At 63.7% G+C, this 21,453-nt stretch carries 20 protein-coding genes and 2 tRNA genes; 14 read left to right on the forward strand and 8 right to left on the reverse strand.

From position 1 onward, the window contains the following. Positions 1 to 2: 2 nt before the first annotated feature. The 3 genes from AC6I21_RS03950 to AC6I21_RS03960 all read right to left on the reverse strand — a co-directional run bounded on the left by AC6I21_RS03950 (position 3) and on the right by AC6I21_RS03960 (position 4,454). Positions 3 to 1,403: a lysine N(6)-hydroxylase/L-ornithine N(5)-oxygenase family protein gene (locus tag AC6I21_RS03950; protein ID WP_138175204.1), complete on the reverse strand. Its 1,401-nt coding sequence runs from the start codon at positions 1,401 to 1,403 to the stop codon at positions 3 to 5. After that, on the reverse strand, positions 1,400 to 2,920 hold the full coding sequence (locus AC6I21_RS03955) for a pyridoxal phosphate-dependent decarboxylase family protein (protein ID WP_138175202.1): 1,521 nt from the start codon (positions 2,918 to 2,920) through the stop codon (positions 1,400 to 1,402). The genes AC6I21_RS03950 and AC6I21_RS03955 overlap by 4 nt, the downstream gene beginning before the upstream one ends. A gap of 280 nt (positions 2,921 to 3,200) precedes the next feature. Beyond that, positions 3,201 to 4,454: an MFS transporter gene (locus AC6I21_RS03960; RefSeq protein ID WP_497763116.1), complete on the reverse strand. Its 1,254-nt coding sequence runs from the start codon at positions 4,452 to 4,454 to the stop codon at positions 3,201 to 3,203. Between the two features lie 215 nt (positions 4,455 to 4,669). On the opposite strand from AC6I21_RS03960, the gene AC6I21_RS03965 reads away from it, so the two are divergent. Both AC6I21_RS03965 and AC6I21_RS03970 read left to right on the forward strand, forming a co-directional pair. Further along, entirely contained in the window at positions 4,670 to 5,752 is a 1,083-nt protein-coding gene (locus tag AC6I21_RS03965) for a glycosyltransferase family 4 protein (RefSeq protein WP_138175198.1), read from the forward strand. 123 nt (positions 5,753 to 5,875) lie between these two features. After that, a tRNA-Asn gene (locus AC6I21_RS03970) sits at positions 5,876 to 5,948 on the forward strand. Positions 5,949 to 6,099: 151 nt separating this feature from the next. On the opposite strand, the gene AC6I21_RS03975 is transcribed toward AC6I21_RS03970, so the two are convergent. Next, complete coding sequence (locus AC6I21_RS03975; RefSeq protein WP_497763117.1) at positions 6,100 to 7,299, reverse strand: IS1249 family transposase; 1,200 nt, start codon at positions 7,297 to 7,299, stop codon at positions 6,100 to 6,102. Between the two features lie 196 nt (positions 7,300 to 7,495). Between AC6I21_RS03975 and AC6I21_RS03980 the strand changes: the two genes are divergently transcribed. The 6 genes from AC6I21_RS03980 to AC6I21_RS04005 all read left to right on the forward strand — a co-directional run bounded on the left by AC6I21_RS03980 (position 7,496) and on the right by AC6I21_RS04005 (position 12,630). Beyond that, a complete protein-coding gene (locus AC6I21_RS03980; RefSeq protein ID WP_138173418.1) occupies positions 7,496 to 7,996 on the forward strand; it encodes a mycothiol transferase in 501 nt (166 codons plus the stop codon). A gap of 321 nt (positions 7,997 to 8,317) precedes the next feature. Beyond that, a complete protein-coding gene (locus tag AC6I21_RS03985) occupies positions 8,318 to 9,160 on the forward strand; it encodes a phage holin family protein (protein ID WP_138173416.1) in 843 nt (280 codons plus the stop codon). A gap of 151 nt (positions 9,161 to 9,311) precedes the next feature. Then, positions 9,312 to 10,235: a DMT family transporter gene (locus AC6I21_RS03990; protein WP_138173414.1), complete on the forward strand. Its 924-nt coding sequence runs from the start codon at positions 9,312 to 9,314 to the stop codon at positions 10,233 to 10,235. A gap of 40 nt (positions 10,236 to 10,275) precedes the next feature. Continuing rightward, positions 10,276 to 11,469 (forward strand): glycosyltransferase, encoded by a 1,194-nt coding sequence (locus AC6I21_RS03995; protein ID WP_138925835.1) that lies wholly within the window; start codon positions 10,276 to 10,278, stop codon positions 11,467 to 11,469. Positions 11,470 to 11,560: 91 nt separating this feature from the next. Then, positions 11,561 to 11,634: transfer RNA gene (locus AC6I21_RS04000), tRNA-Ile, on the forward strand. A 174-nt stretch (positions 11,635 to 11,808) separates the two neighbouring features. Next, positions 11,809 to 12,630, forward strand: coding sequence for an SGNH/GDSL hydrolase family protein (locus AC6I21_RS04005; RefSeq protein ID WP_497763118.1), 822 nt, complete (start codon positions 11,809 to 11,811; stop codon positions 12,628 to 12,630). 76 nt (positions 12,631 to 12,706) lie between these two features. On the opposite strand, the gene AC6I21_RS04010 is transcribed toward AC6I21_RS04005, so the two are convergent. After that, positions 12,707 to 13,228 carry a M23 family metallopeptidase gene (locus tag AC6I21_RS04010; RefSeq protein ID WP_138925837.1) on the reverse strand — a complete coding sequence of 174 codons (522 nt, stop codon included), beginning with the start codon at positions 13,226 to 13,228 and terminating at the stop codon, positions 12,707 to 12,709. A gap of 388 nt (positions 13,229 to 13,616) precedes the next feature. Here AC6I21_RS04010 and rpsB point away from each other — a divergent pair, with 388 nt between their 5' ends. From rpsB to AC6I21_RS04040, 6 genes are all read left to right on the forward strand, one after another. Next, positions 13,617 to 14,465, forward strand: a complete 849-nt coding sequence (gene rpsB / locus AC6I21_RS04015) for a 30S ribosomal protein S2 (RefSeq protein WP_497763119.1) — start codon at positions 13,617 to 13,619, stop codon at positions 14,463 to 14,465. A 146-nt stretch (positions 14,466 to 14,611) separates the two neighbouring features. After that, on the forward strand, positions 14,612 to 15,448 hold the full coding sequence (tsf, locus tag AC6I21_RS04020; RefSeq protein WP_138173404.1) for a translation elongation factor Ts: 837 nt from the start codon (positions 14,612 to 14,614) through the stop codon (positions 15,446 to 15,448). Between the two features lie 253 nt (positions 15,449 to 15,701). Then, positions 15,702 to 16,424, forward strand: a complete 723-nt coding sequence (pyrH, locus tag AC6I21_RS04025; protein WP_138173402.1) for a UMP kinase — start codon at positions 15,702 to 15,704, stop codon at positions 16,422 to 16,424. A 102-nt stretch (positions 16,425 to 16,526) separates the two neighbouring features. Continuing rightward, positions 16,527 to 17,084, forward strand: a complete 558-nt coding sequence (gene frr / locus AC6I21_RS04030) for a ribosome recycling factor (protein WP_138173400.1) — start codon at positions 16,527 to 16,529, stop codon at positions 17,082 to 17,084. After that, positions 17,084 to 18,028 (forward strand): phosphatidate cytidylyltransferase, encoded by a 945-nt coding sequence (locus tag AC6I21_RS04035; RefSeq protein ID WP_138173398.1) that lies wholly within the window; start codon positions 17,084 to 17,086, stop codon positions 18,026 to 18,028. The genes frr and AC6I21_RS04035 overlap by 1 nt, the downstream gene beginning before the upstream one ends. Before the next feature lie 121 nt (positions 18,029 to 18,149). Beyond that, positions 18,150 to 18,722 (forward strand): DivIVA domain-containing protein, encoded by a 573-nt coding sequence (locus AC6I21_RS04040; RefSeq protein WP_497763120.1) that lies wholly within the window; start codon positions 18,150 to 18,152, stop codon positions 18,720 to 18,722. A gap of 121 nt (positions 18,723 to 18,843) precedes the next feature. Here the strand turns inward: AC6I21_RS04040 and AC6I21_RS04045 are convergent, their stop codons facing one another. The 3 genes from AC6I21_RS04045 to AC6I21_RS04055 are packed head-to-tail and all read right to left on the reverse strand — an operon-like array spanning position 18,844 to position 21,403. Then, entirely contained in the window at positions 18,844 to 20,319 is a 1,476-nt protein-coding gene (locus AC6I21_RS04045; protein ID WP_497763121.1) for a sodium/solute symporter, read from the reverse strand. Next, on the reverse strand, positions 20,316 to 20,690 hold the full coding sequence (locus AC6I21_RS04050) for a hypothetical protein (protein ID WP_497763122.1): 375 nt from the start codon (positions 20,688 to 20,690) through the stop codon (positions 20,316 to 20,318). Before AC6I21_RS04050 ends, AC6I21_RS04045 begins: the two co-directional genes overlap by 4 nt. After that, positions 20,687 to 21,403, reverse strand: coding sequence for a LytR/AlgR family response regulator transcription factor (locus tag AC6I21_RS04055; RefSeq protein WP_138173390.1), 717 nt, complete (start codon positions 21,401 to 21,403; stop codon positions 20,687 to 20,689). Before AC6I21_RS04055 ends, AC6I21_RS04050 begins: the two co-directional genes overlap by 4 nt. Positions 21,404 to 21,453 lie beyond the last annotated feature (50 nt).

Here is a 21,453-nt window from a genome sequence, read left to right on the forward strand (position 1 = left end):
TCCTAGTCCTTCAGCACGGTGTTGGATGCTTCCCGGTGTTCGGTGGGCAGGCCTTCGAGCCCGGCGGCCCCAAACCGCTGGAACGCGATGCGCTGCTCCACCGGGTAGGCTTCGCGTCCGGTGATCCGGTTCAGCAGCACCGAGTTGCGGTATGCGCCCATGCCCAGGTCCGGGGCGGTGAACCCATGGGTGTGCAGTTCGGCGTTCTGCACAAAAATGTCCTGGTGCACACCCACCGCATAGTTGCGGTCCACATCCAGCCGCCCGTCCGGCAACCGGCGCAGCCGCGAGTCGATGCCGGAGAGGAAGTCCGGGGCCCCGGTGCGGTAGCCGGTGGCCAGCACCAGGTGGTCGGTGCCAAAGCGCAGCTGACGGTGGTCATCCTCGTGGCGCAAAGTCACCTGCAGTGCGTCTTCGGCGGTGCCGGATCCGGCCTCGATGGCGGTGGCAGTGCAGCCGGTGCGCAGATGCACCGGCGGGCGGCCGTGCACGCTGCGCTGGTAGAGCTGCTCGTGGATCTCATCGATCAGGTCGGCGTTGATGCCCTTGTACAGTCCCTTGTGCCGGGCGGAGAGTTCATCGCGACGGCGCATTGGCAGGGCGTGGAAGTGGTCGATGTACTCCGGGGAGGTCATCTCCAGGGTGAGCTTGGTGTACTCCAGCGGGAAGAAGCGGTTTGAGCGGGTGGCCCAGACCAGGTGGTCCTCCTGCGGCAGGTGCTGCAGCAAATCCAGGAAGATTTCTGCCGCGCTTTGACCACTGCCCAGTACCGTGACGACCTTTGGGCGCTCGCCGTCGGCGCTGAGCAGCTCCGGGCGGGAGAACACGTAGCGGCTGCTGTGCACCAGCCGCCCGGTCGCCTGGGCGGCCTCGTTCGCGATCGGCGGCACGTAGGGCTGGGAACCGGTGCCGATGACCAGCCGGTCGGCGCTGATCGTGGTCATGCCGCGATTGGTGAGCACCAGCAGGAGGTAGCGGCCGTTGGCGTAGCTGGCCTGCATGACGCGGTGGCCAAAGCGCACGCTGGGCAGCTCTTCGGCGGCCCAGGCCAAATAGTTGCTGTATTCGTTGCGCAGCGCGTAGAAGTTCTCCCGGATATAGAACGGGTAGATCCGCCCGTGCTGCTTCAGGTAGTTCAAGAACGTATACCGGCTGGTCGGATCCGCCATGGTGACCAGGTCCGCCATGAAGGGCACCTGCAGGTGCGCCCCCTCCAGCATCATTCCCGGGTGCCAGGCAAAATGGTCATCGGCCTCCAGTACGGCCAGGGACAGATCCTGCAGGGGTTCGGCCAGTGCCGCGAACCCCAGGTTAAAGGGTCCGGCCCCGATGGCCACGACGTCGAAGTGCTCCGCCGGAGTGCTGGCTGTCCCGGAAGCGCTCTGGGCGGTGTGCTTGGTCATGGGCGTCCTTTCGCGAAGTTCTCGGCGAGCAGCTCGTAGCCGGCCTGGCAGATCAGGTCGAGGATCTCCTCCAGGTCCCGCACCGTGGTGTTGGGGTTGAGCAGGGTCAGCTTCAGCAGGCGACGCCCTTGCACGGTGGTGGCGGCGACCATGGCCTGGCCCCGCTCGTACAGCCGCTGGCGGATCGCGTCATTCAGCGTGTTCGCGTGGTGTTGGGGCAGCGGCTCGGTGGGGTGGTTGAAGCCAAATACCACCGTGCTCAGCTGCACCGGTGCTTCAAGGCGCAGCTCGGCGCGCAGCCCGATCAGCTCCTGCGCTTCGCCGGCCAGCTCAATGACCCGGTCGAACATGGTGCCGATGGCTGACGCGCCGATCGTGCGCAACCCCACCCAGAGCTTGAGCGCGTCAAACCGCCGGGTGGTCTGCAGCGACTTGTCGACCTGGTTCGGGGTTTGCGCTGCGGCGGCCTGGGGGTTGAGGTAGTCGGCGTAGTGCCTGATGGAGTCAAAGTCCGTCCCCTCGCGAAGGACCAGCGCACTGGAGCCGATGGGCTGAAAGAAGGACTTGTGAAAGTCCAGAGTGACCGAGTCGGCCTGCTCGATGCCCGCCAACCGTTGCCGGTGGCGCGGTGATACCAGCAGACCGCAGCCGTAGGCCGCGTCAACGTGCAGCCAGGCCCCGAACCGGCGGGCGAGGGCCGACAGATCCGAGAGGGGGTCGATGGCCCCGAAGTCAGTGGTGCCAGCGGTGGCGGATATCGCCATCGGCACAAGTCCGGCGGCCACGTCCCGCTCAAGCTGCTCGAAAAGAGACACACTGTCCATGCGGTGGCGGGCATCGGTGGGGATGCTGCGCACCGCGTCCTGTCCCAGGCCCAGCAGCATGGCGGCATTCGCGATGCTGAAATGGGCGTCGGCGGAGGTGTAGATGCGCGATTGCGAAAGCCGGTGCGGCAACGGGCCGTCCAGACGGGCCACTGCCCGATTCCGCGCAATCAGCATCGCCTGGACGTTGGACTGGGTGCCGCCGGAAGTAAAGATGCCGTCCGCCCGTGAGACAGCAAATCCGATGAGCCCGGCGCTCCACTGCACCAGGCGTTGTTCGATCAGGGTTGCGCCGGCGCTCTGGTCGAAGGTGTCCATGGACGTGTTCAGGCTGCTGACGAACGCCTCCGCGGCCACCGACGGGATGAGCACGGGGCAGTTCAAATGCGCGGCGTACTTCGGGTGGTGGAAGTACACGGCATCACGCAGGTACAGCTCCTCCAGTTCGGAAAAGACCTCAGCGCTGGAACCCAGCGGTGTTTCCAGGTCAACGGCCTCGATGCGTGGTGCCAAGTCGGTGGGGGAGGGACCGGTGGTGGGGGAATTGGCCTGTTGCAGTTGGCGTGTGGCCCGATGAAGCGCGTCTTCGGTTTCCTCTCGGAATCGCGTCGCGGTGGCGCCGCACAGCAGCGTGTCCTCGGGCGTGGTCGGTTGCCGCCGTTGTGGCCGCAGAGTCTGAAGGGAGGTGCCCATGGCGTAGTCCTCAAGCTGATTACATGATATTTGGTCAGGCTTGCCTAATGGGAACTCATTAACATCACAACTAGGTAACGTATTGCAAACTCGATGCAGATCAACTCGAAATCGCCTCGGAGTTTTCTGATATTGACACCGAGGAAGAATGCAGTGATTTATGATGCCCGTCACCGACAGCATGAAGACCGTAATGTGAAGCTCCCGCGGCTCTGCCGCGACTGCGAAGCCATTGATGCCAGGGTCTCAACGAGGGCACCGCGGCCTGTTGGATTCGGTGTCAGAGCTCAGCGGGGGGAGTGCGCAAGGAGCCTCTCCACAGCAGGAGAAAACTCAAAGTGCCCACGGCGCACAACAGACACCAGGACAGCAAGGACGCCCAGATTCCCACGGTTGAGCCAATTGCGCCACCCGCCAGGGAGCCGACCGGCACCGCACCGAAGGTGAACAGGCGCCGGGCGCTGCTGACCCTGCCCACGAACGCCGGGTCAACGATCGTCGTCACCCACGACATGCTGGCAATGTTGAAGATGACCAGTACCACGCCCCACAACAGAGATTGGGCCAGCAGCAAGGCCAAGGACACGTAAGGCACCGTGAAATAAGAGGTGAACACCAGCCCTGCGAGCAGGAGCTGGAAGGATCCGGTCAGCACCGTCAAGCGAGGCAGCGCCATGCGCTGCACTATCCGCTCCGAAAAAGCCGCGCCCAGCAAGCCGCCCACGGCCCCGAACGCGGTAATCACGCCAAACCACTGCGGTCCCAGCCGAAGATGGCGCAGGATCAGGATTGACTCAACAGCCGCACCCACCGCCAAGCCCGCATTGCACAAGGTCACCAGGGCCGTGACCGCCAGCAGTCGCCGATCAGCAAACAGCAGCGTCAGTCCGCTGCGCCAATTGCCCTGGGGCTGCGGGCGGGGCGATTTAATCGAGGCGCCGGAGGCCGAACTATGGTTGCGGATGGGCTGGGCCAGCAGAAGCGCCGCGGAACCCAGGCCGGCAGCCAGGGCCATCAGCGTGCTGGCTCCCAGCTGGCTGATCAGCAGCCCAAAGAATGCGGGAATGATGATGCTCAGGGCCTGGTCCGCGGCGGTGAGCCGGGCGACGAGCCTGGTGATTCCGCTCGTCGACTTCGTCGGATCATTGAGCCCGGGCACCGCAGAGATCTGCGCGGTTTCAACCACCAGGTTGCCCAGTCCCAAGACCGTGACCAGCAGCAGGACCGCGGGTACGGTCAATTGGTTGGTGGCCAGCAGCAGGGTCAAGACCAGGAGCAGGGCAAGCTTTCCGGCCAACCCCACGCGCAACCAGCGCAGGGCGCCGTGCCGGTCCACCAGATGTCCCACCGGGATCGCCGCCACAACAAACGCCACCGATCCAAGCGCGTTGAGCACGCCGATCTGAAAGGCACTGGCCCCCAGCGTCGTTACCAAGACCAGGTCGATAATGAAGTCGGCCGCAGCCCGCCCTGCCGCATCCGCGGAGTTGGAGGAAAGCAGGAATCGCTGCGAACGGGCCAATTGGTCAGTCATTTTCCTGCCTCCTTCCTTCCGCCTCGTTACAGTCTTCTGCAGCCAAGCCGCCGGTCCTTTGGAGATTACCAGCAGGTCATCCACCGGACTGGATAAAACCCCTACTCGTTGCGCAGACAGTGTCCAGGAAAGAGCGGTGGCGCAACAGGTAACGGTCCGGATCAGCCACTAATGTGGAGAGGGTTGAGACCAGCGAACGTAAGGCGACCCGAAGAGTGAAACTCGTCATCGATGCCCGCTATACCCGTATCAATCACCATGATGGCATCAGCCGGTATACGGCAGGTTTGATTGAGGCCGTGAGCAAGCGGGCGGATGTCACCATGCTCGTCAGCGATCTGCGCCAATTATCGATGTTGCCCGACGTTCCCTACCTGAAGGTCACTTCTCCCACCTCGCCCCTGGAACCACTGGTGGCGTTGCAGGTTAACAAACTGCGTCCGGACGTCGTGTTTTCACCCATGCAGACGATGGGAACGCTGGGTCGCAAGTTCCCGGTGATCCTCACCCTGCATGACCTGATTTACTATGCGCACCCGAGGGCGCCCAAGTTTCTGCCGGCTCCCATCCGGGCGGGCTGGTTTCTGTTCCATCAGGTGTATTGGCCACAGCGGCTGCTGCTCAATCGGGCGGATGCGGTTGCCACGGTCTCCAACACCACTGCCGGGCTGATGAAACGCCATCGGTTGACCAGGAAGCACATTGGGCTGGTGTCTAATGCGCCCACCGGCCAGGCGGCTCCGCGAGCCCAGGATGTGAAGCCGGAAAAGTCCCTGCTGTATATGGGCTCGTTCATGGAATACAAGAACGTGGAGACCCTGATTAGGGCGATGGCCTGCTTGCCGGAGCACAGCTTGCATCTGCTCAGTCCAATCAGCGCTGCGCGGCGCAGCGAACTGGAGGCGTTGATTCCCGCGAGCGCAACGGTGATCTTCCATGACGGGGTCAGTGAAGAGGCGTATCAGGAACTGTTGGCCCAATGCACGGCCCTGGTCACTCTGTCCCGGGAGGAAGGCTACGGTTTGCCGCTGGTGGAGGCGATGAGCGTTGGGACTCCGGTTGTGGTGACGAACATGCCGATCTTTAGGGAAGTCGCGCAGGAAGCGGCACTCTACGTGGATCCGGATGACGCCCCGGGATTTGCCCGGCAGATCCAGCGTCTAGATGACTGGGAAGTGTGGAGGGAATATTCGCAGCGATCCCTCGAACGGGCCGCCGATTACTCATGGGACGAATCTGCCGAACAACTGATCGATCTGGCCCAGTTAGCGATCACTGAATACCGGAAGCGGAAATAAGACCACTGCCTGGTTTTTCGGGCTTTCATAACGGTCGACCGGGCCGAGAAACAATGTCGGTGACGCTCCATTGCTGGATTTGGAAACGGGTCTTGGCCAGTGCTAAGATATTACACGTTGCGATCCTCCATAGCTCAATAGGCAGAGCATTCGACTGTTAATCGAAGGGTTGTTGGTTCAAGTCCAACTGGAGGAGCTTTGAAAGGCCCTGATCCGTGTTTTACGGATCAGGGCCATTGTCATTTCCCCCTGATCTGCCTCCTGCCCGGCGGGCTTTTGGGGCTATAGGCAATAAAGTGTGTCTGGCCCGGGCGTGTTCCAAGGCCAGACACCTTCAAGACCAGTGACTAGTAGCTGTTTCGAATCCAGCCTCTTCTGATGAACTGTCCATCTTCGGTACTAGCGCCGGTGCCATAAAGCTCCGGGCCGATTGGCTCGTCATCTGACACTTGCTCAGCTGCCTTCTTTGCTTCTGGAGAGAAGTGCTCCGGCCGTAAAAGCTCTCCCAACGCAGGGCGATTCGCCTCATCGGTGTGCGTCCAGCAGAACCACTCGCATGCTCGTCTTCGATGCTCGACCGGCATCCCGCGATGATGAAAGATCATGGCTCGGATCCCGGAGTTCACCGCGCCTTCAATCATGTTCGTCGTCGCGTTGATCCCCAGACCTTTTAGGTCCTTGTTCAAGTACGTGAACAAGTGACCGCGCTGCATTGCTTTCCTCATGGACTCGTAGGCGCTTCGTAGCCGTTCATGGGTGTACCATCCCTTCCGGGTGCCATGAACACCTTGCGGTCTGGCACCGGGCCAGTCAGCAGCGTAGGTCTTCTCATTGATCAGGTTCTGGTTCTCTGCATGCCAGGCAGCGAAAGCGGCCATCCATTCTGTCGCGGCTTCCTGCGTCTGGATTTTCGTGAGTTTCAAGCTTAGACGCCGCAGCGATTTACCAGCCTGCAACCGAGGATTCATCGTCAGGTAGGTGCGAACGTTGCGCTGGATATGGACCAAGCAGCGTTGGATCTTCACATTAGGCCAGAGCTTTTTCAACGCTTTCATCAGTCCTGATCCGCCATCAGTCAGCACGACTTTCGGCTCGGGAAAATGCTCCAACAAAGCGATCCATGCCACGGCTTTTTCACGGTCGCACCACTGCCATCCGATAACGCTTCCGTTAGCGATAGCGATCAGCAGGCACCAGCCTGGACGGATATAGATACCGTCGACTTGGACTTCATTGAAAACTTCACCAGTTCGCGGTAAATAGGGTTCGACGTTCCAGCACCAAGCGGTCTGGTAGCGGAAAGTCCGGCCAGTGCCTCCGCCGAATTCGGCTTGAGAAAGCTTGCTCATGAGCCAACCGACGAAGCCAGTGAGTTGGTTGCGAGCTGTGGTGTCAGCTCGCTGGAAAGTGGTGCTCGAATTGCAGTTCTTGCATCGCCAGCGTTGGGTTCCTTTGGATGTCGTGCCGTTCTTTTTCATGGGTGAATGGCAGATAATACAAGTATGGGATTGTCCAGTAAGCTTCACACTTATGGATTGAATACCCATGTGAACCTTGATCCTGTCCCGGCTTTCCGGGGCAGGACCAGGTTTTCAGACACACTTTATTGCCTATAGGCCGGCTTTTGGGGCCCAGGCCGGAGGCGGATCATCCTAAGCCGCAGCAAAACGTGAGCTCAAAGGCCTATCTTCGGCGCGGGGATCGCTCCTACGATGGGCATACACCACGAAAAGGGGAGATGATATGAACTCCGTTGAAGTCCTCAAGGACTTGGCCTACCGTCCGCTCGAAGCCGCAAAATCCATTGAAGACCAGCTCACCGCCGAGAACCTGAACTGGCACCCCGGCCACGACAACTCCATCGCGTGGCTTCTGTGGCATTCAGCACGGGAAATCGATGTTCAGCTTTCCCAGCTCAGCGGCAAGGAGCCGGTGTGGACGGCGCAGGGCTACCAAGAGCGCTTCGACCTGTCTCTCGCCGAGGATGACATGGGTTTCGGGCACAGCCCCGAACAGGCGCGCAGCGTCGTCGTCGAGGATCCGCGCCTGTTGATGGAGCACCTCGAAGCCGTGATCAACGCCCAGCTGGACTACCTCAATGTTCTTAGCGACGGTGAGCTGGCGCAGATTGTGGACCGGCGCTGGGAGCCGCCGGTCAGCCGTGGGGCCAGGCTGCTCAGCATTTCATTGGATGCCTTCGCCCACGTTTCCCAGGCGCAATACATCCTGGGGATCCAGCGCTAGGGAACGAAGCGGTGAACAAGCCGCGAAGAGGCAATGAATCCTCGCGCGATGCCGCCCAGGGGACTGGTGGCCCGCCCCCCCGGCCGAGCGCCGATTCACACCCGAATTCTGTTCGGGGAATTGATCAAACCCTCCAATCTGCTGGTAAATGCCGGAAATGCGGGTTCATTAGACGATAGACTGGCGAATCGATGATACGTACAGCGCAAGTTGGGGGTTCTCATACCGTGGGTTTACCTCTTGAGGCTGAGTCCGAATCAGCGGCCGGGGTGTTAGTTTTGAACCACCGGTCGCTTGGCGATCGAGAAAACTGGAGAAACCATGTCTGAAGAAGGATCGACGCGAGTAGGCGGAAATCTGAAAACCAGCATCAAGAATGCCAAGGAGCAGGTAGAGGGGCTCAAGGAGCTGGTCCCACAGCAGCTGTCCGATGAGGCGAAGCTGGCGACCACCCTCCTGAAAGACAAGGGCATCCGCATGGGCGTCGCTGTCGGCCTTGCCGTCGGCGCGCTGGTTGTGCTGTTGCTGTTTGTGATTGCTGTAGTGGTCACCCTGGTCAACGTGTTGGCAATTTGGCTGCCCGGATGGGCTGCCGCGCTGATTGTTGCCGGGTTCTTCCTGCTTGTCGCTTTGATTCTGGGCTTGGTGGGCTACCGCAAGATCAAGAAGGCGCTGCCGCTGACTCCGGACGCTGCGATTCGAGGCATCCGCCACGATATCGGCGTGCTGAAGGAAGGCAGCGAGTTCGACGAGTCGAGCCTGGATGAACCGCGCAAGAAGAAGTCCAAGGACGACGAGCACGACAAGGACGGCAAGGACAAGGAACCGAAGCCTCCGGCACCGAGCGCCGACGAATTGATCCTGCGCACCAAGCGCCGCCGCCGCCAGATCCAGGCGCTGCGTGACAACCTCGAAGAGAGCATGCGCGGCCCAAAAGCTAAGGTCGATCGCGCCCGTCGCATGGCCGACCAGGCGGGGTCGACTGTCTCGGACGCCGCGGCGAAGGCCCGCAGCTTCGTACTGCCCTCCTCCACCACGGGGGTGCAGACCGATCAGGAACGCGCCACCCAGGAGCGGATGGAGAAGGCCAAGCCCTTCGCGCTGATCGGTGCCGGTGCGCTGGCGCTCGTCGGCGTGCTGCGCAAGCTGCTGCGTAAGTCCTAGCCTGCTTCGGATGCCGGCTGCCCCGGGCGGGGCAGCCGGCCCGGTCTGACGACCAAGGTCCACTCCAGTAACTGAATGTTCGCGACCAGACCGGGCGGACACCAGTGGGTTGACGTCGTTGCCGGTCACGAGCTGAGGAGATAGCACGGCCATGGTTTGGACCGCTGTAGCTGCCGCGTTATGTGGCGCTGTATGCCTGGCCTTCGGCGCACACTGGCAATCCGGGGCGGTGCGGACGCAAACCGGCGGGCTGAACCTTTCCTGGGGCAACATTCCGGCACTGCTGGCCAACCGACGCTGGGTATTGGGTACCCTGCTGTTGGGTGCCGGCACCGTGCTGAACGTCTACGCCCTGGCCAGCGCCCCGCTGACCGTTGTCCAGCCCATCGGCGCCATCGCGCTGGTGATCACCGCGGTGGTCAACGCGAAGGAAAACAACCTGAAGATGAACCGGCCCACGGTGCTGGCAATCGTTAGTTGCATGGTCGGTTCGGTGGGCTTCGTGCTGCTGGCCATCAACGTCACCACCCGCAACAGTGACGCCTCCCCGCAGCAGACCCTGCTGATCGAGATGATCCTCTCCATACTGGTGGTCTTCTTCGCCGTCTTCGGTTTCCTGGGACGCCACAAGTTTGGGCCGTTCTTCTACATCGCCGGGGCCGGGGTGCTCTTCGGGTTCGTGGCGGTGCTGGTGCGCACCATCGCCATCGCGCTGATGCACCTGGAAGAGTTCAAGTTCGCGAACCTGCCCTGGCTGGCCCTGGGATTCGTGGTGATCGCCGGGCTGCTGGGCTCCTACTTCGTGCAGAACGCCTATTCCAAGGGCCCGCCGGACTTGGTGATTGCGGGGTTGACTGTGATCGACCCGATCATCGGCATCGCCATCGGCATCTCGATCCTGAACGAACTGCGCCCGGACGTGCCAGGAGTCATCGGCGTGGTGATGGGCATCGCCGGCCTGCTGGCCATTGTCGGGGTGGTGGCCCTGTCAAAGCACCATCCAGATGTGATTGAACAACGCGCCAAGAAGGCTGCCGCCGGGGGAATGGAAAAGCGTGACGACGCCGACAAGTGAACTGATAACTGACCACACGCCTACAAGCAAGGAAGACTGCGTGGCCGAGGAAAAACCGCTGACCATCGTCATTGCCGCCGACACCTACCCGCCGGATGTCAATGGCGCGGCGACGTTCTGCTACCGGCTGGCCACCGCGATGCATTCGCGCGGTCATCGGGTCCATGTGCTGGCCAGCCGGGGCAACAAGGGAAAAACCTACACCGAGGTGCGTCCCGAGGCGATCGTGCACCGGCTCGAATCCCACGCCGTGCCCACCCACGACTACTTCCGCATCACCTACCCGTGGGAGGTCAACAAGCAGATCCAGCGGCTGCTGCGGGAGATCGGGCCCGATGCGATTCATGCCCAAAGCCACTACATGATCGGCCGGGCTGCGCTGTCCTACGGGCGCAGCAAGAATATCCGCACCGTGGCGACCAATCACCTGATGCCGGAGAACCTGAACCCGTTCCTGCCTTTCCCGCAGTGGTTCAACAACCTGTACTTCCGCTACTCCTGGTGGGACATGGGCAGGGTCTTCAACCGCGCCGAGGTGATCACCACCCCCACCCCCTTGGCGGCCAAGGCGATGCGCGAACGCGCCGGCCTGACCCGGGTGCGCCCGCTGTCCAACGGCATTGAGGTGGGCAACTACGAGCTCACCGAAGGTGAGAGCGTGCTGCGCAATGAACAACCCACCATCCTGTTCGTCGGGCGCCTGGCCGTGGAGAAGAACGTCAACGAACTGATCGAGGCACTGCCGCTGATGAGGCAGGTGCCCAACGCCGTACTGGAGATCGTTGGCGGCGGCGAACAGCGCAGCAAGCTTGAACAGGTGGCCAAGGAACAGGGCGTGGCGGACCGGGTCAAGTTCTTCGGGCACATCAGCGACGAGGAATTGCGCGAGGCCTACCTGCGCTGTGACCTGTTCTGCCAGCCGGGCACCGCCGAACTGCAGTCCCTGGTCACCTTGGAGGCGCTTTCGGCCTCCAAGCCCGTGGTCCTGGCCAACGCGTTGGCGCTGCCGCATTTGGTGGATGAAGGGATCAACGGCTATATGTTCCAGCCCGGTGACCGCAAGGACCTGGCCGAAAAGCTGGATCGCATCCTGTCACTGGATGAGACGGAGCGCGAGCGGATGGGCAGGGCCGGGCACCGCAAGGTCATGAACCACGCCCAGAAGAACACAATGGACGCCTTCGAGGGCATCTACCGCCGCATGCTCGACGGCTCGGAACAGGTGTGGGACTAAAATCCCGTGACACCCAGTTCCAGGAACCGGATGGTTATGCTCTAGAATATTTCGAGTGTGCTCAACCCCTTGGATGGTTTGCAGCTCATGTGGGGCGTTAGCTCAGTTGGTTAGAGCAGGGGACTCATAATCCCTTGGTCGCCGGTTCAAGTCCGGCACGCCCTACGCATAGAACACCGGATGCGCTGTGAAGACAGTCATCCGGTGTTTCGCATTCTCAGACGCTGCACCTGGCAGGGTTGAGCGACAGGGCAAGGCCGTGGCGCACCCACGTCGCGCCACCGATTGTTCGAGCGTTCGTTGCCTGCCCGCCACGTTGCCTGCCTAGCCTGAATCTTCATGGGCCGGCTTTTTGTTGCGATTGGTGATTCCTTTACCGAGGGCGTGGGGGACTGGGATCCGAGATTTCCCAATGGAGTGCGGGGCTGGGCCGATCGGGTCGCGAAGCAGCTGTCCAAACAGGATCCGCAATGGCGTTACGCCAATCTGGCGATCCGCAGTCGCCGGCTGGAACGCATCGTCTGCGAACAGGTTGAACCGGCGCTGGCCATGAAGCCGGACGTCATCAGCTTCTACGCCGGCGGCAACGACATCATGGAGCTGCGCAAGGACATGACGCAGCTGCTCCACTGCTACACCCAGGCCGTGCACCGGCTTGCCGGCTCCGGCGCCCAGGTTCTGCTCTTCACCGGTTTTGACATCCCGGTCCATCCGCTGCTGGCCCCGTTGAAGCGACGCAACTGGAAGTTCAACGAGCGGGTGCGTGAACTGGCCGAACAGTATCCTTCGACCGTGACGCTCGTGGACTACTGGACGTGGAACGCCTACCGGGATCGGCGGATGTGGGACACCGACAAGTTGCACATGAACCGAGCCGGGCACCGCTATATGGCGATTCGCATCCTGGAGATCCTGGGTGAAAACCACCGGCTCTCCTTCGTGCCATTCGACACCCCCGAACGGATGGGTCTGTTGCAGGCCACGCAGCGCGATGTTGAGTGGCTGCGCCAATGGGTGCTGCCCATGTTCGGCCGGCGGATGCGCGGCATCACCCTGGGCGACACCCTGCAGCCCCGTTGGCCTGAACCGATGTATCCGGCCAGGGGCATGAAGAAGCAGTATCGGAAGCGGCTGGCGCGCCAAAGCATCCAACTGCCCTGAGCCGAACCGGTGCAGCCGAACTCCTCCTGAGTCGGGCAGGGGATTCGTTGGCAGCAGCGGCACCGGAACAGCTGCATCAGTGCAGGGGAAGCAGGATCGAGGGGCGCAAGTCTTCGATCAACAACGCCGGGTCAATGTACTCGCCATTCAGCCGCACACCCCAATGCAGGCACCGGCCATCGCAGTGGGCGCCGGAGGCCACCTCACCGATGACTTCCCGTTCCCGCACCGCATCTCCGACCCGCAAGGATGAGGTCACCGGCTCAAAACTGGATTTGAAACCCTGCCCGTGATCGAGGACGATGACCGGCCGGTCCACGATGAACCCGCGATAGGACACCACCCCGCCCTGCGGGGCGAGCACGCTGATGCCGGCCGCCGCCTTTAGATCGACCCCGCGGTGGCCGGGCAACCAGGTCTGCGCCGGACCATCAAATTCACGCAGCACCTGCACATCCCCGGACAGCGGCCAGTGCCATGGCTGATCGAATTCGCCCGCCGTGCCGGAGGGCACCGTGGGCGGGAGGGGGGAGAGGGCCAGCAACACCGCCAAGAGCGGAAGGACGGCCAGGGACCGGAATCTGCGAAACTTTTTCATGCCTCCACCGTGGAGCCGCGTACCCCGGCCCGGGCGATGGCGGCGACGCAATGTGGGTAACCGGTGTCACTGGATCCACCGGCCCCTGGACACTGGAGCGCGTGGAGCCGTGTAGTACACTTGGAACTGCAGTTTCGTGCGACAGGTGTGCCCAAAACACCGGTCGCAGATGCGGAATTGACTTCGCGTGCCACGTTTCACGATTCATTTTGTGTCTAGGCCCCAGAGGTCCGAGCAATCGGTGGGGTCAGCCCGCCTGCCGCGTGCAGGCGTGAACGTAGCACTAGGGCGTATGGCCACCAGGGCCTTGCGCGGAAAACCCAAACAACTAGGGCAGTTACCGCGGTCGAAAACCGGCCGGTCCGCTACTGCCGGAAGGAGTTGCGACATGACAGTCGTAACCATGCGAGAGCTGCTGAACAGCGGCGTCCACTTCGGCCACCAGACCCGTCGCTGGAACCCGAAGATGAAGCGTTTCATCCTGACCGAGCGCAACGGCATCTACATCATCGACCTGCAGCAGTCGCTGTCGTTCATCGACCGCGCCTACGACTTCGTCAAGCAGACCGTCGCCCACGGCGGCTCGATCCTGTTTGTCGGCACCAAGAAGCAGGCTCAGGAAGCCATTGCCGAGCAGGCCACCCGCGTCAACCAGCCTTACGTGAACCACCGCTGGCTGGGCGGCATGCTGACCAACTTCTCGACCGTTTCCAAGCGCGTGCAGCGCATGAAGGAACTGGAAGAGATCAACTTTGAGGATGTTGCCGGTTCGGGCCACACCAAGAAGGAACTGCTGTTGCTCAAGCGCGAGCTGACCAAGCTGCAGAACAACCTTGGTGGTATCCGCAACCTGAACCGCACTCCGTCGGCAATCTGGATCGTTGACACCAAGAAGGAACACCTGGCCATCGACGAAGCCCAGAAGCTGGGCATCCCGGTGGTTGCCATCCTGGACACCAACTGCGATCCGGACGAAGTCACCTACCCGATCCCGGGCAACGACGACGCCATCCGCTCCGTCAACCTGCTCACCCGCGTTGTCGCCGACGCTGTTGCCGATGGCCTGATCGCCCGCAACAACAAGGCTGCCGGCAAGGCCGAGGGTGCCGCAGAGCCGATGGCCGAGTGGGAGCGCGAGCTGCTCGAAGCCGGTGCCAAGGAAGAGGCTTCGAAGGAAGAGGCCCCCAAGGCCGAGACCGCTACCGAGGAAGCTGCTGAAAAGCCAGCCGCCGAGTAGTCACCTGAATGACTCATGGAGTTTGTCCGTTGATGCTACGTTGAGATCAAGGGCGTAACTCCAGACCCTCTCGTGGGACGGGCCGGGACACCGACCCGTCCCACGAGCGAAATAACTTGAAACCTCCTAGTGAATGGGGAACGCACGTGGCAAACTACACCGCTGCTGATATCAAGGCACTGCGCGAGCGCACCGGCGCCGGCATGATGGACGTGAAGAAGGCCCTGGACGAGGCCAACGGTGACGCCGAGAAGGCCATCGAGATCATCCGCATCAAGGGCCTGAAGGGCGCCACCAAGCGCGAAGGCCGTTCGACCGCTGAGGGCCTGGTGGCCGCCAAGGTCGAGGGCAACGCCGGTGTCATGATCGAGATCAACTGCGAGACCGACTTCGTGGCCAAGAACGACAAGTTCATCGAGCTGGCCAACAAGGTTCTGGATGCCGCCGTGGCTTCCGGCGCCGCCGATGTGGATGCCCTGCTGGCTTACGAGCTGGACGGCAAGACCGTGGGCGACGTTGTTGTTGAAGAGGGCGCCGTGCTGGGCGAGAAGGTCGTCGTGCGCCGTGTGGCCCGCGTCGAGGGCACCAAGGTTGCCGCCTACCTGCACAAGACCAGCAAGGACCTGCCGGCCCAGGTGGGCGTGCTGCTGGCCGTTGACTCGGATTCCGAGGCTGCCGCCACCGCCGCCCACGACGTGGCCGTGCACACCGCAGCGATGGCCCCGACCTACCTGAGCCGCGACGAGGTTCCGGCCGAGCGCGTCCAGGACGAGCGCCGCATCGCCGATGAGACCGCGCGTGCCGAGGGCAAGCCGGAGAAGGCCCTGGAAAAGATCGTGGAAGGCCGCCTGACCGGTTTCTTCAAGGAAATCGTGCTGGTGGACCAGGCCTTCGCCAAGGACGCCAAGAAGTCCGTCGGCCAGATCTTCGAAGAGGCCGGCACCAAGCCGGTCGCGTTCGCACGCTTCCGCGTCGGCGCCTAACACGGGCAGCGATCCGCAGCTAGCATAGCCGCCCGGCACGGGCGGCGGGAATCAGGAGGGGAGGTGAGCACCGAGCATACTCGGTGACTCGCCTCCCCTTTCCCACGCCCGGACTCCATCCACACCGGCCGCACCGGCCACCCCAGACCCCCTGCCCCGACCACGGGACGCCCGCCAGGCACCCGGGCCCGCGCCTCGTTGCGGGGACACACCGACCAGCCGCAAGCACTACCATCCTCCAGGAGCAAAACTGATGGTCCCTACCGATACCCCCAAGCGTCGCCGCGTCCTTCTCAAGCTGTCCGGGGAGGTGTTCGGCGGCGGCAATGTCGGCGTGGACCCGACCACCGTGCGCGGCGTGGCCGAGCAGATCGCCCAGACCGTGGGCGAGGTTGAAACCGCGATCGTGGTCGGCGGCGGCAACTTCTTCCGCGGCGCCGAACTCTCGGCCGCCGGCATGGACCGCTCCCGCGCGGACTACATGGGAATGCTGGGCACCGTGATGAACTGCCTGGCGCTGCAGGACTTCCTGGAGCAGTGCGGGGTGGAAACCCGCGTGCAGTCGGCCATCTCCATGGCCCAGGTGGCGGAGAACTACATTCCGCGCCGCGCCATCCGCCACATGCAGAAGGACCGCGTGGTGATCTTCGGTGCCGGGGCCGGGCTGCCCTACTTCTCCACCGACACCGTCGCCGCCCAGCGCGCCCTGGAAGTGGACGCCGACGAGGTGCTGATGGCCAAGAGCGGCGTTGACGGGGTGTACACCGCGGACCCGAAGAAGGACCCGACCGCCCAGAAGCTGCAGACCCTGACCTACAACGACGCGCTGGTGCGCAACATCCGGGTGATGGACCAGACCGCGATGACCATGTGCCAGGACAACAACCTGAACATGCTGGTCTTCGGCATGGAAGGCGAAGGCAACGTCGCGGCCGCGATCCGCGGCGAACGGATCGGCACCACGGTCACGCCGTAGCCCATCGTGGCATAGGATTGAACTAGTTTGAATTGCCAAAGCCCGGTGGCACCGATGTGAAACCGGGTTTTGGTCCAGCCAAAGGACCCTGAAGGAGTACCGGTGATTGAGGAAACTCTGGCGGAAGCCGCCGAGAAAATGGAACGCACCATCGAGGCCGCCAAGGAAGACTTCGCGAACATCCGCACCGGGCGTGCCCACCCCGGAATGTATTCCAAGGTGATGGTCGACTACTACGGTTCGCCCACCCCGCTGCAGCAGCTGGCATCCTTCGCGGTGCCCGATGCGCGTACCATCATGATCACCCCCTACGACGTCTCCGCGCTGCGCGAGATTGAAAAGGCGCTGGGCGACTCGGAGGTCGGGGCCAACCCGTCCAACGACGGCAAGACCATCCGCGTGGTGCTGCCGGTGCTCACCGAGGAACGCCGCAAGGAATACGTGAAGCTGGCCCGCACCAAGGGTGAGGACTCCAAGGTCGGCATCCGCAACCACCGTCGCAAGGCCAAGGAAGCCATCGACAAGATGGTCAAGGACGGCGAAGTCGGTGAGGACGACGGCAACCGCGGTGAAAAGGACCTCGACGCGCTGACCAAGAAGCACACCGAGGCCATCGACGATTTGCTCAAGCGCAAAGAAGCAGAGCTGCTGGACGTCTAATGCCAGACCAGCCAGACCCGGTCGGCGGCACCGCAGCGCAGGTGCCGCCAGCCGACTCGGGCCCTCGTGCGCCGCGCACGCGGCGTGAGCTGCGCGCCGCCGAACAGGCGGCGGCAGCCAGCAAATCCAAGGCCGGACGCGACCTGCCCGCCGCCATCGCGGTGGGCCTGGTGCTGCTGGGCGCGGTCCTGGTGGGACTGTTCTGGTTCCCGCTGGCGCTGCTGGCCATGGTGGTCGTCCTGGCCGGGCTGGGCAGCTGGGAAGTTGCCCGGGCCACCAGCCACGTGCGCACCGCCGTCCCGCTGACCCCGGTGCTGCTGGCCTGCGCCCTGCTGCCGGCGGCCGCCTACTTCGGGGGGCTGCAGGCCCTGGGCTTCGCCTACCTGGGCTCACTGCTGCTGGCGGTGCTGTTCAGGATCATGGAGGGCCTGAAGGGCGCCAGCGCCTCGATCATGGCCTCGGTCTTCATCATCAGCTGGGTGCCGCTGCTTTTGAGCTTCGCCGTCCTGCTGCTGGCCGATGAGAAGGGCCGGTGGCTGATCGCCTCGATGCTGCTGCTGGTGGTCGCCAATGACACGTTCGGCTACATTGTCGGGGTGCTGCTGGGCCGGCACCCGATGGCCCCGAAGGTTTCGCCGAAGAAGTCCTGGGAGGGCTTCGCCGGGTCCATGCTCGGCGCCATGGTGATCGGTGCCCTGTGCGCCCAGTACCTGCTGCAAATGCCGTGGTGGACCGGGCTGATCCTGGCGGTGTTCATCGTGGTGGCCGCCACCACCGGGGACCTGTCCGAATCGATGGTGAAGCGCGAACTGGGCATCAAGGACATGAGCAACCTGCTGCCCGGCCACGGCGGGGTGATGGACCGGCTGGACTCGGTGCTCTTCTCCGTTCCGCTGACCTATCTCGCCTCCCACCTCATCGATTGGGTGACCACCTACTCCTAGGACCCGCGACGGTGTGCCCCGGCCCGCGGGGCAACTCGAACGCATAGAATATTGCCGGTACCGTGCGCGGTACGACCAGGCCACGAACCAGGGCGCGAGCCAGTACGACGAAGGATGAAACGTGTCGCAGCAAGCAGATACCCCGTTTTCCCGGGTCTCCGAGCAGAAGTTCGGGTACAACATGAAGCAGGTAGACGCTTTCCTGGACCGGGCGCGGGAGACCTTCAACGGCGAGGGGTCCGATGAGACCCTGGTGACCAGCCACCTGGTGCGCCGCACCACCTTCGCCCCGCAGAAGGGCGGCTACAACGCCCGCGAGGTCGACGGGGCACTGGACCGCCTGGAGGACGTGTTTGCCAAGCGGGAACGCGATGACCTGATCGCCCATCAGGGCGAGGAGGTCTGGCTGCAGCAGGTGGGCCGGTTGGCCGCCATCCTGCGTGGCCGCCTGCACCGCTCCCACGGGGAACGCTTCCGCCGCCCCTCGCGCTCCAACGCCGCCAGCTACAACGTCGAGGACGTTGACCGGTTGTGCGACCAGCTCATCGAGTACTTCGAAAAGGACGTGCCGATGAGCGTGGACTCGGTGCGCCGCGTCGAGTTCCGCACCGCGATCGGCACCGAGGGGTACGAGGAGTCCCAGGTGGACGCGTTCCTGGACCGCGTCGTGGAACTGATGGCCTCGATCGACTAGCACCGCAACGAACAAGAGCGCGGCGGGCCGCCCCTGGCATGGGGCGGCCCGCCGCGCTCTTTTCCTGCCTCCAGCTCGCCGCGGCACGGCGCTGAACGCCGGTGATCCGGTGAGGGTGGGGTCAGTCGCTCAGGGCGCTGCGTTCGGGCACGTGCAGCCGTTCCAGGATCCGGTCCACGTTGCGCGGAACCCGTTTGGCGGTGGTCAGCGAAACCAGGACCGTGACCACGAACGCCAGCGGCACGCTCCACGCGGCCGGCTGGCGCAGCAGCGCCGCCAGCGCGGACTCTGATTCGGTCAGCAGCCCGCTGACCAGCAGTGCGAGGGCGCAGCTCACCGCGCCGGTGAGCATCCCGGCCATCGCGCCAATACTGGTCAGCTGCCGCCACCAGATGCCCAGCAGCAGCAGCGGGCAGATGGTTGAGGCGGTGAAGGCGAACACGTTGCCGATCGCCCCGGCCAGCGCCAGGGAACTGGTCAACGCCGCCACCAGCAGCGGCGCCAGGGTGGCGATGACCGTGGAGATCCTGAACCCGCGCACCGTGCCGGCAAAGAACTCCTGGGACACCGCCCCGGCCAGGGAGACCACCAGGCCGGAGGTGGTGGACAGGAACGCGGCGAAGGCGCCGCCGACCACCACCGCGGTCAGCACGTCCGCGGCCCAGCCGTCAAAGATCCACTGCGGCAGCAGCAGCACCGTGGCATCGGCGTTGCCCGGGGCGTGGTGCTCGGGGGTGTAGAGCCGTCCCAGCACCCCCAGGGCCACCGGCCAGATGTAGAAGACCGACAGCAGCCCCAGCACGATGACCGTGGTGGAGCGGGCCGCCTGGCCGGTGGGGTTCGTGTAGAAGCGCACCAGCACGTGCGGCAGGCCCAGGGTGCCAAAGAGCAGGGCAATGATGATGGAAATGGTTTCGTAGAGCCCCAGGCTGCCGCCATCACCCATGCGTTCGCTCAGCTGCTGCACCCGCATCCCCGGGTCGTTGCCCGGGATGATGCGCACCAGCAACAGCACGGTGGGGATCACCAGCGCGGCCAGCTTCAGCCAGTACTGGAAGGCCTGCACGAACGTCACCGAGCGCATCCCGCCGGAGACCACGGTCAGGCACACCACCGCCGCCACGATCAGCGGCCCCACCCAGCCCGGCAGCCCGGTGGCAATCGAAAGGGTCAGCGCGGCCCCGTGCATCTGCGGGACGATGTACAGCAGGCAGATCAGCACCACCAGGTAGGTGGTCAGCTTGCGCAGCGGCAGGGAGGCGAAGCGGATCTGCGCGAAGTCCGGCAGCGTGTACGCCTGGGAGCGGCGCAGCGGCGCGGCCACAAAGAGCAGCAGCATCAGGTAGCCGGCCGTGTAGCCGATCGGGAACCACAGCCCGGACTGCCCGGAGACCACGATCAGCCCGGCCACCCCCAGGAAGGAGGCGGCCGAAAGGTATTCGCCGCCGATCGCCGAGGCGTTCCACCAGGGGCGCACGGTGCGGCTGGCGACATAGAAGTCGGAGGTGGTGCGGGACAGGCGCAGCCCGTGCACGGCCACCAGCACGGTGGCCAGGCACACCACCAGCAGGGTGAGCAGGCTGAGCACCGCCATCATCGGGCGATGCTCCGGTAGCGTTTCTCGTTGCGCACCGCGGAGATGTTGTACAGCACCCCGGCGATCAGGATCAGCGGGTACACCCCCAGCCCCAGGATCCACCAGGGCAGCGGGATGCGCGCCAGGGTGATCTGGGAAATCTGCGGCCAGTAGGAGAGCAGCACCGTGATGCCCACCAGCAGGACGATGATCCCGCTGGCCACCGAGACCGCCAGGCGCAGCTGGGAACGGATCAGCTGGCGCACATAGAAGTTCTCGGCGCTGTGCTCGGCGGAGGGAACCTGCAGGTCCACGGCGGCATCCGCCGGGGCCTGGACCCGGACCCGGGCCGGGCGCTGGGCGGCGAAGTGCACATCGGGGTCCTGGCTCACAGTGGCCGCACCCGGTTGGCCGAGAGCTTCTCGCGCAGGTAGGGCAGCGCCCGGCGGGAGATGGGCAGTTCCACGCCGTTGACCAGGACCGAGGCCTTGCCGGTGGCGAGCTTGACGGTCTGCACGTGTTCCATGTTCACCAGGTAGGAGCGGTGGATGCGCACGTAGCCGGCCGGGCCCCACTGGGTTTCCAGGTCGTTGAGCGGCACCCGGATCAGGTAGCTGGCGTTGGGCGTGTGCAGCCGTGCGTAGTCCCCGGCCGCCTGCACGTAGGCAATGGAGTCGCGTTCGATCAGCTTGGTGACCCCACCTTGGTCCACGGTGACCATTTCCGGTTTGGTTTGGGTGTCCTCGACCAGCTCACAGATGCGCCGCACCGACTCGGCCAGCCGCTGCGGGCGGATGGGCTTGAGCACGTAGTCCACCGCGGCCAGTTCGAAGGCCTCCAGCGCCTGGTCCTCGTCGGCGGTGACGAAGACGATGTGCGGGGGATTGGTGAAGCGGGAAATGACCCGGGCGATGTCCAGCCCGGATAACGCGGGCATGTGGATGTCCAGGAACAGGGCATCGACGTCTTCTTCCTCCAGCGCCTTCAGCGCCGCCGCCCCGGAGGTGGCCCGGAAGATCTGCCCGACCCGGGAGTCCTGGCTGAGCAGGTAGGCCAGTTCCTCGACTGCCGGCAGCTCATCGTCGGCTACTACGACATTGATCATTGTTCCAGTCTACCCAGTCGCCGCCGCGCACCCCGTTGGGCCAGGGGCCG

The organism is Glutamicibacter sp. St.4D3 (assembly GCF_059728615.1).

Excerpts from the sequence above, each read along its gene's own strand:
- AC6I21_RS03960 (WP_497763116.1), bottom strand. The coding sequence starts at position 4,454 with ATGACTGACCAATTGGCCCGTTCGCAGCGATTCCTGCTTTCCTCCAAC.
- AC6I21_RS03990 (WP_138173414.1), top strand. The coding sequence starts at position 9,312 with ATGGTTTGGACCGCTGTAGCTGCCGCGTTATGTGGCGCTGTATGCCTG.
- AC6I21_RS03985 (WP_138173416.1), top strand. The coding sequence starts at position 8,318 with ATGTCTGAAGAAGGATCGACGCGAGTAGGCGGAAATCTGAAAACCAGC.
- AC6I21_RS04005 (WP_497763118.1), top strand. The coding sequence starts at position 11,809 with ATGGGCCGGCTTTTTGTTGCGATTGGTGATTCCTTTACCGAGGGCGTG.
- AC6I21_RS04045 (WP_497763121.1), bottom strand. The coding sequence starts at position 20,319 with ATGATGGCGGTGCTCAGCCTGCTCACCCTGCTGGTGGTGTGCCTGGCC.
- AC6I21_RS03955 (WP_138175202.1), bottom strand. The coding sequence starts at position 2,920 with ATGGGCACCTCCCTTCAGACTCTGCGGCCACAACGGCGGCAACCGACC.
- AC6I21_RS03975 (WP_497763117.1), bottom strand. The coding sequence starts at position 7,299 with ATGGGTATTCAATCCATAAGTGTGAAGCTTACTGGACAATCCCATACT.
- AC6I21_RS04055 (WP_138173390.1), bottom strand. The coding sequence starts at position 21,403 with ATGATCAATGTCGTAGTAGCCGACGATGAGCTGCCGGCAGTCGAGGAA.
- AC6I21_RS03980 (WP_138173418.1), top strand. The coding sequence starts at position 7,496 with ATGAACTCCGTTGAAGTCCTCAAGGACTTGGCCTACCGTCCGCTCGAA.
- rpsB (WP_497763119.1), top strand. The coding sequence starts at position 13,617 with ATGACAGTCGTAACCATGCGAGAGCTGCTGAACAGCGGCGTCCACTTC.
- AC6I21_RS04010 (WP_138925837.1), bottom strand. The coding sequence starts at position 13,228 with ATGAAAAAGTTTCGCAGATTCCGGTCCCTGGCCGTCCTTCCGCTCTTG.
- AC6I21_RS03950 (WP_138175204.1), bottom strand. The coding sequence starts at position 1,403 with ATGACCAAGCACACCGCCCAGAGCGCTTCCGGGACAGCCAGCACTCCG.
- pyrH (WP_138173402.1), top strand. The coding sequence starts at position 15,702 with ATGGTCCCTACCGATACCCCCAAGCGTCGCCGCGTCCTTCTCAAGCTG.
- AC6I21_RS04035 (WP_138173398.1), top strand. The coding sequence starts at position 17,084 with ATGCCAGACCAGCCAGACCCGGTCGGCGGCACCGCAGCGCAGGTGCCG.